Below are 16,810 nucleotides of genomic sequence, written 5' to 3' on the forward strand. Positions count from 1 at the left end.
ATTTTGGCCTCCCTATTTTGGTTAAAAACAGGTAATAGCGGTCTATTTATTTTTTAATCTTAGACTTCTATTTATCTTTGTAGGTAAATAGCCATTAAAATGTTTTCAAACTCAAGAGATAAGAATGAGATGTCGAATCAATTTGTAATTGTTTTTTCAGATAAACTAACGAAGAAGAGTGCGACTGCATTGTACGAAGAAATTTCTCAAAACAGATCAACCATAAAAGCGGTTATCTGGACGTATGCAGAATATAAAAGTAACCGTCATAAAATTGCCTCCACAAATAAAATAGTAGCAATAGGGAAAGAGCTAGCACAGGATTTTGTTCCTAATCCCAATCATATTGATTCATATCATGCTCATGGAATACATATTAGAATAAAAGGTAGCAATTGCCACATCTATGCTGATCCGATCAATGATCTAGAATTTGCCAATCTGGAGAAAGAAATCAACTCTGAATTTTATAATTATAAAAACGTAAGTGTAGCAAGTCAGCAGGACCTTTTTAAGAAGGAGCAATTGGAAAAAAGAGAAAGATTTAAATCCTATTTCCCCCCTTATAGACTCTATAAATATTTAGAAAAAAAGAAAGATCAGCATGCGTTTCAATACTTTTCTGCGGTGTCAATATTTGAAAAAGATTATTTAGAAAAATTCATCAGTAACAATGAGTAATTTTTCTAAGGGTTATCATGACTTTGCAAACAATGCTGTTTCGCAGATCAATGGAGGGAAAGCTTTGCAATATGTAGAAGATGTAGAACAGGCAGTTGAACATTATGCAGGATTAATTAACCACTTTCAAGGAGTAAAAACGCCTGTCAACTTTTTAAAAGGTAATATCGCTGAAGCTCATCATAGTGGCAGCTTTAATATTGATGCTGCTCTTAGGGAATCATCATTTAAGACGACGGTTAATGGAAGTAATCATTTTGCATCCGTAGATATTTCGAGCAATTTTGGACAAGACTTTGGACTTAAATATATGTCTAATGCTGCAGAATCTGCAAAGCATCAGGCAAAAAGTTACTTCGAAAAATATAATGAGTTCTGCCGAGGTTCAAAGGAGATATCATTTCAAAACTTTCTCAAAGAAAGAAGCATTGATCAGGATACTGTTATGCATGATCCTATCTATAGTGGACAAATTAGGATTATCCCTAAGGAGCAGCTTGAAGAGGCTATTGCATTTCTGAAATATAAAATAGCAAAAGAAGAAATAACCAGACCTGATCAGGTATTCAGATATAGAGAAACATTAAATCTACTGAGTGATAAAATTAAAGCTCCGGATGGAACCCAATCAGTTTCTTTTTCCGACGAAGAAGCCAAAAGATTAGCTGAACTTGGAAAAATGGGAGAGTTTGACCCTTTAAAAAATGGTCTCACGACAGAGGAGCTTATTCAATTCAGGCACTTGCTGTCTCACAGTTGTAAAGCAGGAACCACTGCAGCTATCATATCGGTAGTTCTTAGAACGACACCTGAGCTTATTAAAGCAATTAAAAAATTACTCAATACTGGGTACATAGAAAAAGAACAATTTGCAAAGATTGGTTTTGCTGCGGTAACTGGATCGATAGAAGGTTTTATAAGAGGTGCTGTCGCATCTTCATTAACAGTGGCATGTAAAGCAGGTATGTTGGGTGCTGCAGCAAAATCAGTTAGCCCTACCATCATTGGAGCTTTGACTGCAGTGTGTTTAAGCGCCATGCAGGATTCTTTTTTAGTTGCTTCTGGTAGGATTTCACAAGAAGTTCTCATCGCTAATCTGACAAGAAATTTATTTGTTACTTCAAGTTCGATGGGGTTTGGAATGTTATTTCAAACATTTCTGCCTCTTCCGGTTTTCGGTTTCCTGTTAGGTAATTTTGTAGGCTCTTTGATTGGAGGATTTGCGTACGATATTTCGGGAAATATTTTTATGTCATATTGTGTTCATTCGGGTTTTACCTTTTTTGGTGTGGTGAAGCAGGATTATACCTTGCCTGATGAGGTTCTCAAAGAAATTGGTTTGGATCTGCTCGACCTGGATCATATCATTCCTGAATCACATGAATACAGCAATTTCAAGATAGATGAATTTATATTAGATGATTATCAGGTAGATTATGGACTCTCATTTACGGTAATGAAAAGAGGTATAATTGGGATTAGAGAGATAGGATATGTCTGAATATAAATCCTCCGTGTCATCGATATTAAGAGGGTCTTATCCTTATTTACAAATAGAAAGGGACAATCAGAGCTGCCCCTTTCCTTGTAGAATTATTTAAGGTTTAAACAGTTCCTCTCCACACATTGTAGGATTAGCTGAAATCCCTTGAACCAGATGAACGTTACTGTCTCCAGTCCACTCACATGGTTCTGCACCAACAGTTTGACACTGCTGGTTGGCGTTGATACATTCACCGCTTTCGATATCAATTCTGTATCCAGCTTGTAAAGCTTTTTTAGAATCGTTGCCTGCTTTTGTTGCAAAAGCTGCGCCTGTGCCCATCAAGATCAGGACTACAGGAATCATAAGTTTTTTCATAAAATAAAAAATTGTAAAGTGATGCCTACTCTTTGTTCAGGTTTTCGGCTGCTCCTGACCGGTATAATTTTTTTATTGATTGTGTGAATCGATATCGTATGAGTTTGTTGCCAACGGTTACAAAAAGATAATCATCGTTGGCTATCATTTTTGATAGTTTTTGTCCGTTTCTATTTTTGATATAAAAACTTCCAGCATATTCCTGTCGGTCAGAAAAATACATGTCTACAACAGATACGTTGTTCCAAGCTTTTGGAGATTCATTCTTTGCCATGGAAGTAGAATGAATAAAGACGATATTTCTGTTGGCTGTACTTGCTCTGTTTATTTTAATGGGCGGTGCACTCATTTTTCTTCTGCCATCCGCCAGATTTGTGATTTTTATTTGGGCTGTTTTAACGGTGTCGATGGTCTTTAGTCTCGATATAAGATGTAAATTTTCATCCATAACCATCATTTCATTACGATAACTATAGGTATAGATTAATCCATTGGCATTTTGTTTTTTGATTAAAAATCCGTCCGAATCAAAAACACCGTCAATCTGTTTCTGAAGTATTCCTGAAACCATTTTAACTTTAGGTACACTTTGAAGATTTAAGATAGCCAATGTATAGTTTTGATTAGCCCTGCTTTGAGTACGTAGTGCAAATTTCATTGTATCCAAGGGAACCAATTGGGTAAAGAATGCATTATCATAGCTAATAATCTTAGCTTTTATATCTTTCAAATGGCCCCTGTAGATTACGGGAACTGTTCCGTCAAAAAGATAGAATTTATCTTTCAGGATCTGAATCTGTAAGTTACGGAATGAGAAATCTTTTTTATCGATCGCAATTTTTCTTTGATCGAAGTTTTTCAGATCAGAATCCAATGTTGTCAAGAGGAGAGGAGCCGTTGTATTTCCTAGATAAATTTTATTTCCACTTATTCCTGAAAAATAGTATGAATTAACTTTCAGGTCATATACTGCCTCTTCAATCACAGGATGGATTGGAAAGCGTCTTGTAAAATTGTTGTCTTTTTTAATAATAAATTCAGAAGAAAAAAATAAAAGTACGATTAGAAGAGCGCTTAATAGATTTGAAGATCCTAAAAGAATGGCTGTTATTCTATTCGAACGATTATTCTCTTTCTCGTTGATCCATACAGCGATGGCACCTAACAATACACATACAATATTAAATACTAAATGTTCAGTCCAACCCATTTTTTCCAAAATCCCGCCACAAGAACAGGGTATGAAATCGCTGAAATTTAATATCAGAAAGATATACACTGTAAAGGCTGACATCAAAGCTGTTGACGCATATAAACCAAACAATTGACTTTTGGGAAAAACTAAAAACAATACAATTGCTAATTCAATACCAATTGCTGCGTAAGAAATAAATCCGGCATAAGCGCTCAGTAAGGGAGACTGTCCAATCTGGACCTGAAAGTTTTCAAAATCCAAAGCCTTACTTATCGCTGCGTAACAGAAAAGGATAATGAAAAAATAGATACAGAATTTTTGATAAAAGAAGGAATTTTTTTTCATGGCTACTAATATTAAAAGATATAATCTTGAGGGTGCAGAAGTTTCCATTTGATTTTTGCTCCACAATAGTCAGGCATTGGATTGCCTCTCAGAATAGAGATGGTGGTGGTAAAGCTCCCCATGGACTTCCAAATACCACTGGTCGGACATGATTGACCCGTTGTACAAATAATAGAGTTATGGGGAGCCAAAAGTTTCATTGCTGATCGGTTATGGCTTGACAATCCAGTCATGACCATCTTTTACCGGAGGATCATGGTCTAGATCAGTTTTGTCTGGAGAAGCAGCTTGCAAAGAATCATTGGTATTTTTTCCTGCTTTTAACTGATTATAATCTAGAGAACTTTGTTCATCATACAAAGTCTCTCTTTCTGAACAGCTCATTATGCTGAACGTAAAAAGTATCAAACTTACAATTGGGATTAACATTTTCATTTTAATTTATTTTTATTGTTAACCCGGCCGGTGGTTACTAGAATTCTTGAGTCAAAGGTATAGTGCAAAAAGCGGTTATGAAAGCACAAACAGGAGCTTTTTTAAAATAAGGACGTCGCAATTTTGAAATTAGGACATTGAATAAAAGTTAATTTATAGGTGATAATCAGATATTAATGATGATATTCTTTGTATTGAATTGAAATTGCATGAGATTACTCTTTATATAAGTGAATTGTTATAATTTTGAATGATCATCAGTCACAACATTTTATGTCAGTCAGAAAATATTTCTCTTTTTTGCTGTTCTTTTCTGCAGCGTTATTCTTTTCGCAAAACCATAAGAATCCCACGTTTCATCAACTTAGGGATATGTATGCGGATTTGGAGAAGAATGATAAAAAAGCAATGCCCATAGTTAAGCTTTATATTGCAAAAGCTAAGAGGGAAAATAAAGATCGAAAACTTATTCAGGGTTATAGAGATGGACTTACATTTTCTGTAGATCCCAATGATAAATTGAAATATGCAGATAGCACAATAGCTGTGGCATTGAAAGATAAAAACGGAGATCTAATTAGTGATTCATATCTGGGAAAAGGGAGTGTCTACTACTTTAACTTTAAAAAATACAAGCCCGCTTTAGAGGAATATCTTAAAGCGTACGACTATGCATACGGATCTAAAGATGAGTACTTAAGAAATAAAATATTGTATCATTTAGGTGTTGTGAAAAGCTTTTTAGGATATTATGATGAAGCGTTGGATCATTTCAGTAACTGCATTTATTATTTTAAAGAACAATCCTACTCTGAGAAGGATCCTAATCTTCAATACAATTACACAAAGGGTTATCTTAATAGCTTGCATCAAATCGCAGTTTGTTATTTAAGTCTTAATGATTTAAAGAAAGCAGATAGTATTGTAAACGTAGGAATTGAGTATACTGGAAAAAATAGAAATTTTGCGTTAGAGCATTCTTATTTTCAAAAGTCGAAGGGGATTTTGGATTTTAAAAGAAAAAATTATAATGAAGCCATTTATTTTCTAAAAAAATCACTTCCACAAATAGAAAATAGAGATGATTTTGGGACGGTCTCGGTCATACATTTCTATTTGGGGCAAATATATCTGATCAACAAGGATGAAAAAACGGCTTTATACAACTTCAACAAGATTGATTCAATTTTTAATAAAAATAAATATATTCTTCCTGAAGTACGACAATGCTATGAAATCCTGATTGATCTGTATAGGAGTAAGAAAGACCCTCAAAAAGAGCTATATTATACAAAACAATTTATACGCTCTGACAGTATTATCAGTAAAGACTTCACTTACTTATCTTCAAAAATTCATAAGGACTATGATAAGAAATCTTTGCTGGAGGAGAGGAAGCAGTTGCAGCAGTATCATTTTTATACCGTTGTGATCTTAGGGTTGGTTATTCTTATAGGATTAATTGTTATTGGGTTACGAGTTCAGAAAGAAAAACAATTAATAGTCAAGTATAACCTCTTGATTGAAAAAATTGACCAAGAGAAAAAATTCGGGATCAATCGATCGGTAGAAGATTCTGATACAATAAAGATTAAAAGTAGTATTCTAACCGAGGAACTGGTTATAGAGCTAAAAGAAAAGCTTACTATTTTTGAAGATAAAAAATTATATCTTCAAAAAAATATGACGGTCAAAAAAATGGCAACGTTGCTTAAAACCAATACGCATTATTTATCAACCTACATTAACGAGTATAAAGAAGTTAATTTTAACCGTTATCTCGCTGTTTTAAGAATAAATTATATTACGAGTCTTTTAAATTCAAACGGAAAAGAAATCAATTATACGATTGATGCCTTAGCTTTGGAATGTGGAATTGCTTCCCGTCAGAATTTTTCTGATTTATTTTTTGAAATCAATGGTTTGAGGCCTAAAGATTTTATAAAATTAAAAAAACAAGAATCAAAGGGCAGTAAGATGTAATAGTTTAATCAAAAGTTTGTAATTTACTTAAAAAAGGACATGATTACAAGATCAATATTCAAGAAAACAAGTGGATTGCATGAGAAATTAAAAAAAGAACTGGAACAGATTAATTCATTATCAACCGATATTATCAAGACTTCTGAACGAAGTTTGATGATCATAGATGAAGCGATAAGAGATTTGAAAAAACTAATATCGGTACATGAATTTGATAATGTCGCTGAAGAAATCTTTTTCTTTAAAAATCTTAAGCCTTTATTTATCTCTGAATTCATTTATTATTCTACACGACTTAATGTTGAAACCTATAGACCATCAGCAGGTAACAAATCACAAAAAAAATATTATGAAAATGAGCTACTAAAGCTGCAGATGTATTACAATGAAAATATTGATTTTTGCAGCTATTATAAAAGAAATGCCACCTATCTTGATCATAAATATTTTGTCCGGAATTCTTTTGATTTAAAGATGAAGATTCCTTCTAATTTTTATAATTACGACTCTTTTTTTACCACATCTCACGATCAGCATATTGCTCAGATTCTTGCTAATGAGCAATTAGAGCATTACTTTAAGTCGAGAATTGTTTCCCATAAAGAAGAAAAAGGATCGACCTCTGAAATGCAATCGATTAAGATGCGCTGGTCTGCACCTAAAGTTGCTTTAATAGAATTGGTGTACGGTCTTTATCAGATGCGTTGTTTCAATGGTGGGAATATTGAATTAAGTGAGGTGATTAAGTTTACAGAAGCTTCTTTCCACACCGATCTGGGAAACTTCCATAAGGTTATTTTCGAGATTAAAAACAGAAAAAAAGGACGGACAAAATTCTTACAGATGTTACATGAAAGTTTAGAACAGCATTTTGAAAAACTAGAAGATAATTCATAATACAATATAAAACAGAACGAATAGCTAATCTAATTCGTTCTGTTTATAAATTATTATTGTTGTTGTTGTTGTTGTTGTTGTTGTTGTTGTTGTTGTTGTTGTTGTTGTGAAGTTTTTACAACATATTTTCCTTGTTGTCTATCTAATTCAACTAAAAATACTTTTTTAATCTGTTTGAGCTGTTTTAATTTATTTTGATCATTCATTTCTTCACCCACCAATTGATAAGGACCAAAATATAATGCATAACGATCAGTTTTTAAAAGATTTTCCGAAGGATTTTTAATAATCATTTGAATCCATTCTACAAATTCCTTAGGATTATATTCTTCAAATAATGAAACATCTTCGTTTCCAATAATATTGCCTCGGGTATATTGCAAAAAATGCGTTTTTCCATCTATTTCTGCCTTAACATTATAAACCCGTCTACCGTAATTTTCTTCTCCCAAATCAAATTCTTCGGAAGAAATTTGATTGCTAAACTTATAGATAGCAATTTGATCATCAAACTCCAGATAGTTATTATCATGCTCTCTATTTTTTACTGCTCTTACAGAACCACTATAATTAACTGAAACTTTTAATGGAGGTATTTTTGTCGGGTCTAGATATTTGACCCTTTTTGATTCAACCTGAATATTATTGGAGCTTGTAGCTTTTCCTTTGTCATTGAAAAGATTTGAAAAGACCATAACATCCTGTTCTTTCACTATTGTTGATACATCGTTTTTAAATCTTATTGTAGCTGTAATATATGCATTGTCCAAAATATCTTGAAGTGGAATTCCTTGCTGACTGATTGTGAATTGTCTTCTCTCAAAAGAATATCCTGTTTTCAATTTCTGAAAATTAATCTTTAATGCTTCCTTAAGAATTTCATTATTAACATAACTTGCCTCTGCTTTATATCCAGATTTTGCTTCAACCCCGTTGGTATTGCTTCTGTTTTTATCTAATTTTTGGGTTTTAGTATTACCATTTCCATCATCTGAATTATCTGAATTGCTATTGAGATTCCCATTAGTAGCTGTTGCGGTCATGCCTGCACCCATTTCTCCTGAAAGTTTGGTTTCTATTTTTACTTCATTTGTACGATCAATGGTTCCCATATCGATGGTTTCAAATTGATTTTCAAATCTATCAAAAGTATAGAAATAAGCATCAGGCGTTTCTTCCAACGAAATTGTTGCATTTAGCCGATCCAATCTTGTGTTAGCATGTGCAAAGCGTTGATCATTATAGTAATATTTTGAGCTTGATAATATAAATTTTACCCGTATATCTCTAAAGTCAGTTTCTAAAGCATTGTTCTTTTTAGCTGGAACATATAGTGGAACTTTTAATAGTTTTATCATTGAATCTCCACTAGGAGCTTTTTTGGCAAGTTCCTTCAAGTAAATATGTGGAATAGAATCTCGCATATCCCAAAACATTTTGACCTTATCGTCTACCGATTGAGCTGAAGTTACTGGCATTATTCCGACTCTGACTTTTACAATATCTTTCATAATAAGGTCACTGTCAAAATATTCAAACTTACCTTTTGATGTATTGCTTAGTTTAAGTTCTGCACATGATTTTATCGCTGAAATGATAAGTATTGCAGCTATTGAAAATCCTATTTTTGTAATTTTTTTCATGCTACAGTAATTGAAATTGTTTATAACCTCTTTTAATGGTTCCCATGTAGCAGAAGTCACTTCCGGCACCAATGCAAACCGCGTCAAAATCTTTTAAAAGTCTAATTGGGCTGCAAGAAATTACAGAATATTCTGGAGGGTTATCGACAGAAAAATAGTGAGTTCCAGCCAATATTGTTATTTCTTGTCCAGGTTGTACATCTACGAATGGATCAATTGCCACTCTGATGATTGACCCTGCAACGGGGATGGGGATATAAAAAGCTGCGAAAAGTTCTCTACGCAGCTTCTTATTTACATAAGAAGAATTGTAGCCCTTTAAATCTGTTATTTCAAATCTGGGCACATCGTTTTCAATTCTAATCTTTGCACTGAATTCTTTGTCTTTGGATCTAAAAAAGAAATCTTTTTGCGTAACGGGATTTTCATTATCTCTTAATACAGAGATAACATCTTTTAATTTTTTGTTCATGGTTTTTAGTTTTTTGTGTTAAGTAAAAATTATGATGTATTGCTCATTATCCATAGTTTTTATTTTCAGGGATCTGCAACAATGTATCTATCTCCAATCATTTAAAAAATGGCTTTCGAATAATTATACAATGTTCTTACTACCTGATTGTTAAGTGTCTTAAAGTTAAGAAAATATTGTTTTGTAAAGTTAATTATGATGTAATTTTTTTTACACTAAATGAAAGAATATATAAAAATTTTGAATCACTTTATAATAGCCGCATTTCAAGGCTTTATCATTGTAAACGATTCAATGTCTTCGTTATTAAAATAGGGGGATTGTAATGTTTCAAAGTCTTCTTTCGAATATACAGAACGATGCATTTTTTGGTAAAAATCAACAAATTGAGATTTTGAATCAATATTAAAATCTTTAAAAAAGTTGACAAACATCTTACTGACAACTTTTGGTGGTAAGATGCTGATCGATTGTAAAATTTTTTCAAAAGATAGCAAGTACCTTGTAGAGTGTCGATCAGAATCCTCTTTATTTTCACTATCCAAATAATATAATGGTATTTGACAGATAATTTGAGCGCATGATAATAGAATCTTTGGTAGCACAAAATGTTTTTCGATCTGAAATTCAACTTCAATATTAGCTGTTGTGAATTTAAAATCCAATTCTGATGATGTGATTTCAGATGTAATTATTTGGATCATTGAGATATATTCTTCTGCCACGGCCAGATATTCATAGGTATTTGGAAATTTTACAACCCAAGTTCTGTCCAGTGCCTTAAACGATATCTTTCGCTTTTCTCCTACATCGATTAAGAGAGCGTCGCCAAAATTCTTTTGAAAAAACTCCAGCAGGAGGTTATCATAATCGCACTCCGATTTTAAATGTGAAATGTTGGCTCGCAGTGACCATCCCTCAATTATATCAGTTTTCCTGACGATTTCATCGATAAAATAGCTAAACTGGTTGGGCTTTCTGCTTAGAAAATAAAGAATAAATATAAAAGTAGAGATATGTTTAGGATCGAGATGAGTATTTTTCGAACCTATATTGGACTGGGAATGTATTCCAAGATATTTGATAAAGAATGCAATTGCATTGAACCATTCACCAGAACTAAAATGTGCTTTATAGAGCAGTGCAATCGCTTTTTCTATATATTGAATCATATCTCTTTGAATCGCTGTTCTACAAGCAGCTAAAGCATAATGTTTTGCAGCGAATTGCAACCCTAAGCCATTGTAAATATCAGCTATGGACAGAAGTGAAGCAATGTATTTTTCAATACTATCTTCTGTTCGATAATTACTTTTGGCCAAGTGGAATTGTTCCAGTGCCTTTAGTACATTTTTAGAACTAGGATTGTGTAAATAGTCAAAAGAACGTTTAATGCGTTTATATGCATCTGTTTCACTGGTCTCTCTTTTATTTGCCAAAGGGGTTAGTTGTTCAGAAAAATTTTCAAGTGATTTTAAGATAAGAGGATCCACGCTAAAAACATGGTGATTAATAAATAATGTGATATATTCTCTAATCCTGTTATCAAATCGCCTTAATTTAAAAAGGGGAGCAGATTCAGATAGGGTAAGTATTTCTTCAAAATATACAATAAATTCGGTTGGTCTTTTATTCCTGAATCTATTAGCTGCCAATAAGAAGAATCCTTTTTGCTCGAGTAATCTGCATTTTTCACTGATGTTTTTTACCGTTAACAATCTATTGTTGATTGTCTTATACAGTGCGATACTCCAGCCAATAACTTCTTCAGTTGTCAACATACACTTTCCTTCTTTAATTGCAGTAAAAAGTATTGATAATAAATAGCGTGCAGATTGAATTTCGGTAGCAGAACCAAAATCGGAAAAATCTTCAAAATAAAATCTGATATCGACGGTCAAATCATTTAAGTTTCCAATGCTCAAAGTGCTATCAGAGGCCTTTAGATGTTCTTTTTTTTCCAAATTCCTTTTTAGAAAAATAAGTTCATAAATGATCTTTTTTCTAAACTGTTTTGCCACAGAAGTATTTCTGGAATAAGACATAGCAATATGAACCCAAAAATCAATGTGACAATTTAAATAAGGATTTTCTCGACAATATTTAATTAAATCTAAAATTTCGTAGAACTCCCCAATTTTAAATGGACCCACAAATCTAAAATCTCTGTAGAATTTGATTCGATCAATATACCATTGACCATTCAGGGTTCCCAGCGATATGACAATTTCTTCAAGTTCCCTGGAGGTAAGTTTTCTATTTTCACCCGTTCTATTATTTAATTTTAAAATAACAGCCTGCAGCAAAGCAGGAAATATAAGCTTTGACTTTTGATCATCTTGTTTGAAAGGTAATTCATTGATTAAATGATCTATATTTGATTTCAGTGCATCAAATTCAATATCTGAATTTGAATGAAGAAATTTCCATTTTATGGAAACTGTAAAATTTGTCCAAAATTTTTCATCGAGATTGTAGATTGAATCTTTTGATTTTCCAACCGTTATTTCTGCGTAATTATCTTCCTCTATTTTATCAACAAAATCAAATATGATACTTTTAATTTTTGCAGAATATTTCTGTATTTTCTCTTCAGTTAAATTGTGTTGATGATCAAACCATTCTTTGAGCAGCTCAGCATCATTATTTTTATATTTAGCTGCTATTCCGGAATTTGTTTCAAAAACATATTCTTTACTGTAATGATCATCAGATTGAATATGGAGAGAAAAAAAATGCAGAATACATTTTTTTATTTCTATACTGCTAAAAGAAAAGTTTGCAGAATATAATTTTATTTGTCTGAATTTTAATTGTTTCAACTCATTGTTACGATGAAAAATATCTTCTTTAAAATCACAATAAATATCTTCGTCAACACCTAATACGGCATTGTTAACCCAGGCCTCAATGGTTTTAAAATTTTGATAGTTATAGCCTCGCTGAGAATTTACTGCATCAGTATCTTTTGAAAATAAAAGTAGTGTATTGTGATTCATTTGGTTGTAGGTAATAAAAATTTGGATTTTATTCATCTGTAATTTTGCCAGATCATCATCAAAAGTAAAGATATAAATCAATCTGATATGAAAGCCAAAAGATTTGCAACAAGTCAAAAGCAGCCAGAAAAGGATATTTACGATCTACTTTCGCAACATATTCGAAATTTTTCCAGATCATACGATATTTTTTCTGAAAATTATTAAGCCTCTCTTAGAGAGATATTGATGGCTGCCAGTCTAGAGGGGAGCTCGTTCTGCAATGCTATATTTTTTCCAGACAATCTTTCGGTAGTACCGAAGAAGTACCGACTTTTTTTCTTTCCCATTTTTAATCTTTGCTTTCATAACCAACATAAAATCAATCGTATGGATATTGAAAGAACAGAGTTTATCTCATGGATGGAAAGAATTATGGAAAGATTTGATCTTTTAAAGGAACAAATCGTGTCTAAGAAAACAGAACACACAGAAATTGATGGAGAACAGCTTCTGGATAATCAGGATGTTTTGCAACTTTTAAAAATCAGCGCAAGATCGCTGCAGCGGTATCGATCACAAAAAAGACTGCCTTATTATACCATTAGTGGAAAGCTGTATTACAAGCTTTCCGATGTACATCAATTTATAAGAGATGGTTTTCATTCAGTGGATCGGGCGGCTAAGCCAGAATTGGACAAATAGTTCCTGATATGCATGATCATTTCAATTTCTTTTTAATGAAAAATACTTTAGCATCATTAAAAATTATCTTATGAGCGAACAAAATCAAGAAAAAAACAACGAAAGAGAGGAGCTTTCCGATATTCTCCTCGTACTAGACAAAGAGAAAATGAAGATTCAAGCAGTGTCTGGAATAGAGAAGGATGGCACATTAAAAACTATTGATCCAACCAGAAATAACCAAAATCAATTCATGAGGGTTGATCGTTCAGGTGATGTGTTTTCAAATTTCTTTTCCAACTTTTTCAGTCAACTCAAGAACCCTACAAGGTTTTCTTTTTTCAAAGTCCCTGCTAATGAATCAGAAAAGAAAGCAAATGAAATTCAGAATCATTTTGATCATCCGACTCGAGAAAGTACCAAGCTTCTCGAGAGTTTAGAAGTAAAACCAGGAAATGAAGTAAAAACAAATAAAAGTATCGATATGGAAACTACATCAAACGAAGTGAATACGAACGAGTATCGTTATCAACCAGAACAAATTGACTGGGAAACAATGGCTAACCTGGGTTTAAGCAGGGAAAGACTTGAAAAGTTAAATGTTTTAGAGCCACTGCTCAAGGGTTTTAAAACCAATGAGCTTATTCCCATCAGTCTGAATTTTGGAACCGCCATTACCAAAATGGATGCTAGGTTGTCACTGCAGCAAAATGATCAGGGAGAAGTGGTTGTTGCACTCCACGGAATTAGGAAGGAACCACAATTAAATTTTCCTTTTTTTGGTCATTATTTTACCCAAGAGGATAAGGACAACTTGCTGAGCAGTGGCAATATGGGTCGAATTGTCGATTTGACCCATTTGAAAAGTGGAGAGAAAATTCCTTCCATCATAAGCATAGACCGATTAACAAATGAATTGATTGCATTAAAAGCAGAATATATTAAGATTCCTGATGAAATTAAAGGAGTACAACTGAATGAACAACAAAAAGAAACCTTAAGAGATGGAAAGCCCTTATTCCTTGAAGGAATGATTTCTAAGAAAGATAAACCGTTTGATGCTTTTGTACAGTTTAATGCTGATAAACGTTATGTAGAATTTCTGTTTGATCGTACTGCAGGAAAAGAACAACAGAAAGTAGCTGCTCAGTCTGTGAAATATGATAACCGTTCAGAACTTCCTAAGGTGTTTCGTGGAAAAGAGCTTGATGATACTCAGTATGAAAAGCTCAAATCTGGAGAAACTGCTTATATAACAGGACTGCTTGATGCTAAAGGTAAAGAATACAGTGGTTATATTACATTTAATACTCAAAAGGCTAAGATTGATTTTTCATTCTCAAATCCCGGTAAATTACAACATAAAATCCAGCCAGCTGAGGAGCATAAAACACAGACCGCTGTAAATTCTGATGGGAAAACGAATGAATCTACAAAAAATACTAAAGAAGCATTGGAATCTAAACAGCAAATGCCTAAAAACGAAAAGCAGCAAAATCAACAGAATACAAAAGCTCCTGTAAAATCAAAAGGAAGAAAGGTTTAATATAGTATTCATTTGTTATGATCGTTGTTATTACAGAAAAACCTAGCGTAGCCAGAGAAATTGCTTCGGTTATTGGGGCTACAGAAAGAAAGGAAGGTTATATCACAGGAAATGGCTATCATGTGACCTGGGCATTCGGCCACTTGCTGACATTAGCTATGCCTAAAGATTATGGAGTTTCCGGGTTTGAAAAATCATCTTTACCCATTGTACCGGATCCCTTTATCTTGACGGTAAGAAAGATTAAGAAAGGTAAGGAATATGTCTCAGACCCCGGTTGTTTACAACAATTAAAAGTTATTGAAAAACTTTTTAAGTCTTGTGAAAGCATTGTTGTTGCCACGGATGCTGGTCGTGAAGGAGAACTTATATTTCGGTACATCTATGAATATCTTCATTGCAGTAAACCATTTAAACGATTATGGATAAGTTCTCTGACAGAAAATTCAATAAAGGAGGGTTTCATTAATTTAAAGTCAGGATGTGCATTGAATAGTTTATATACTGCGGCACTTTGCAGAAGCCACGCTGACTGGCTGGTGGGTATTAATGCAACACAAGCATTGAGTATTGCTTCAGACGATGGAGTGTATTCCCTGGGTCGCGTTCAGACACCTACTTTAGCTATGATTTGCAAGAGATACCTGGAAAATAAGCAATTTAAATCTGAGAAATTCTGGCAGATTGAACTGTATCATCATAAGGAATATCTCAATTTCAAGACTTTATCAGTTATCAAATGGAATGAAAAAAAAGAGGCTGAACGTGCTTTACGATCAATTGAAAAAAGCGGAACTGCAATCGTCTCTGCGGTTGAGAAAAAAGTTATTACAGAACAGCCTCCCCTTTTGTATGATCTTACGGGTTTACAAAAAGATGCCAACCAACGGTTTAATTTTTATGCAGATGAAACCTTGGATATTGCTCAAAGTCTTTATGAGAAAAAATTTATTACTTACCCTCGTACAGGAAGTAAATACATCCCTGATGACATGTGGCATGAGATTCCCAAGCTTTTAAGAACTCTACAAAGTCAGGAGAGGTTCAGAACCGCTTTAAATAAAGTAAATATTAAAAACCTGAATAAAAGGATCGTCAATGATGTTCTTGTTACCGATCATCATGCGCTGCTGATTACTGGGAAAATTCCTTCAGCATTATCAGAAAAAGAAAATTTAATTTATGAGTTAATAGTATTCAGAATGCTCGAAGCCTTATCACAAGCTTGTAAAAAAGCAGTTATAGAAATTAAAATTGAGGTGTTGCATTATGAATTTACGGTCAAAGGACATTCTATTGAAGATTATTCTTGGAGATCAATCAGAGGGAATTTATCCGATGATTTAACGGAGAACCTTATAAACTTACCAGAGCTTAAAGTAGGGGATCAGCTTAAAATAAAAGAATGCTCTATTATAGAAAAGAAAACTCAACCACCGGCTCTTTATACGGAAGCAAGTCTTTTAGCTGCTATGGAAAATGCAGGCAACAAGCTAGAAGATGAGCAGGAAAGAAAAATTTTAAAAGATATTGGCATTGGTACACCAGCTACAAGATCTGAAATTTTTAAAACATTGGTCAGCAGAAATTATATTGGCAGGGAAAGGAGGAAAATTATACCTACGGAAAAAGGCTTAGAAGTGTACAACTGGGTTAAAGAAATGAGTATTGCTGACGTATCGATGACGGCCGAATGGGAACTGGCTTTTCATCGTATTGAATGTAATGAATTGGACTCTAAACAATTTGAAAACGACATTATACAATATACTTCTATTATCACTAAAGAATTATTAAGTGTCTGCCATAGCAAGGAGGATTCACCCCATTTGGCTCGCCCTGTCTGCAATACCCAATATTTGAATATAGGAAATAGGATTATCCAATGTCAAAATACCTCTTGCAATTGGACCTATTTCAGAAATGTTTGTGGTGTAAAGCTTTCATACAATGAAATAGAAAAACTTATTGTTGATAAGAAAACCTCTCTTATAAAAAATATGACCAGTAAATTCGGAAAACGATTTGACGCTTATTTACTTTTAGATCATGAAGGCAAACTCTCGTTTGAGTTTACTAAATAATAATCT

The 16,810-nt window shown here is 33.2% G+C and carries 13 protein-coding genes; 7 read left to right on the forward strand and 6 right to left on the reverse strand.

Translation table 11 applies throughout. The features are described from left to right. The first annotated feature begins 99 nt into the window (after window positions 1–99). Both AC106K_RS27595 and AC106K_RS27600 read left to right on the forward strand, forming a co-directional pair. On the forward strand, window positions 100–681 hold the full coding sequence (locus tag AC106K_RS27595; RefSeq protein WP_482448820.1) for a hypothetical protein: 582 nt from the start codon (window positions 100–102) through the stop codon (window positions 679–681). Continuing rightward, complete coding sequence (locus AC106K_RS27600; RefSeq protein WP_482448822.1) at window positions 674–2,182, forward strand: hypothetical protein; 1,509 nt, start codon at window positions 674–676, stop codon at window positions 2,180–2,182. Before AC106K_RS27595 ends, AC106K_RS27600 begins: the two co-directional genes overlap by 8 nt. 96 nt (window positions 2,183–2,278) lie before the next feature. Here AC106K_RS27600 and AC106K_RS27605 read toward each other — a convergent pair whose 3' ends face one another. The 3 genes from AC106K_RS27605 to AC106K_RS27615 all read right to left on the reverse strand — a co-directional run bounded on the left by AC106K_RS27605 (window position 2,279) and on the right by AC106K_RS27615 (window position 4,517). Beyond that, complete coding sequence (locus AC106K_RS27605; protein ID WP_482403427.1) at window positions 2,279–2,542, reverse strand: DUF6520 family protein; 264 nt, start codon at window positions 2,540–2,542, stop codon at window positions 2,279–2,281. Between the two features lie 25 nt (window positions 2,543–2,567). Beyond that, complete coding sequence (locus AC106K_RS27610) at window positions 2,568–4,082, reverse strand: MauE/DoxX family redox-associated membrane protein (RefSeq protein WP_482448823.1); 1,515 nt, start codon at window positions 4,080–4,082, stop codon at window positions 2,568–2,570. A 210-nt stretch (window positions 4,083–4,292) separates the two neighbouring features. Then, complete coding sequence (locus AC106K_RS27615; RefSeq protein ID WP_482448825.1) at window positions 4,293–4,517, reverse strand: hypothetical protein; 225 nt, start codon at window positions 4,515–4,517, stop codon at window positions 4,293–4,295. Window positions 4,518–4,790: 273 nt separating this feature from the next. Here AC106K_RS27615 and AC106K_RS27620 point away from each other — a divergent pair, with 273 nt between their 5' ends. Together AC106K_RS27620 and AC106K_RS27625 are read left to right on the forward strand one after the other, a co-directional pair. Continuing rightward, a complete protein-coding gene (locus tag AC106K_RS27620) occupies window positions 4,791–6,500 on the forward strand; it encodes a helix-turn-helix domain-containing protein (RefSeq protein WP_482448827.1) in 1,710 nt (569 codons plus the stop codon). A 39-nt stretch (window positions 6,501–6,539) separates the two neighbouring features. Further along, complete coding sequence (locus tag AC106K_RS27625) at window positions 6,540–7,397, forward strand: RteC domain-containing protein (RefSeq protein WP_482448828.1); 858 nt, start codon at window positions 6,540–6,542, stop codon at window positions 7,395–7,397. Window positions 7,398–7,450: 53 nt separating this feature from the next. Here the strand turns inward: AC106K_RS27625 and AC106K_RS27630 are convergent, their stop codons facing one another. The 3 genes from AC106K_RS27630 to AC106K_RS27640 form a co-directional block, all read right to left on the reverse strand. Continuing rightward, window positions 7,451–9,040, reverse strand: a complete 1,590-nt coding sequence (locus tag AC106K_RS27630; protein WP_482448829.1) for a hypothetical protein — start codon at window positions 9,038–9,040, stop codon at window positions 7,451–7,453. 1 nt (window position 9,041) lies between these two features. Further along, on the reverse strand, window positions 9,042–9,512 hold the full coding sequence (locus AC106K_RS27635) for a hypothetical protein (RefSeq protein ID WP_482448831.1): 471 nt from the start codon (window positions 9,510–9,512) through the stop codon (window positions 9,042–9,044). A 266-nt stretch (window positions 9,513–9,778) separates the two neighbouring features. Continuing rightward, window positions 9,779–12,547, reverse strand: a complete 2,769-nt coding sequence (locus AC106K_RS27640; RefSeq protein WP_482448833.1) for a hypothetical protein — start codon at window positions 12,545–12,547, stop codon at window positions 9,779–9,781. Between the two features lie 333 nt (window positions 12,548–12,880). On the opposite strand from AC106K_RS27640, the gene AC106K_RS27645 reads away from it, so the two are divergent. The 3 genes from AC106K_RS27645 to AC106K_RS27655 all read left to right on the forward strand — a co-directional run bounded on the left by AC106K_RS27645 (window position 12,881) and on the right by AC106K_RS27655 (window position 16,804). Next, the gene (locus AC106K_RS27645; RefSeq protein WP_482448835.1) at window positions 12,881–13,195 is read left to right on the forward strand and encodes a helix-turn-helix domain-containing protein; all 315 of its coding nucleotides are present in this window, start codon (window positions 12,881–12,883) and stop codon (window positions 13,193–13,195) included. A 70-nt stretch (window positions 13,196–13,265) separates the two neighbouring features. Continuing rightward, window positions 13,266–14,720 carry a DUF3945 domain-containing protein gene (locus AC106K_RS27650; protein WP_482448836.1) on the forward strand — a complete coding sequence of 485 codons (1,455 nt, stop codon included), beginning with the start codon at window positions 13,266–13,268 and terminating at the stop codon, window positions 14,718–14,720. A 17-nt stretch (window positions 14,721–14,737) separates the two neighbouring features. Then, on the forward strand, window positions 14,738–16,804 hold the full coding sequence (locus AC106K_RS27655) for a type IA DNA topoisomerase (RefSeq protein ID WP_482448838.1): 2,067 nt from the start codon (window positions 14,738–14,740) through the stop codon (window positions 16,802–16,804). The last annotated feature ends 6 nt before the right edge of the window (window positions 16,805–16,810 follow it).

Source organism: Chryseobacterium sp. FR048 (genome assembly GCF_056844665.1).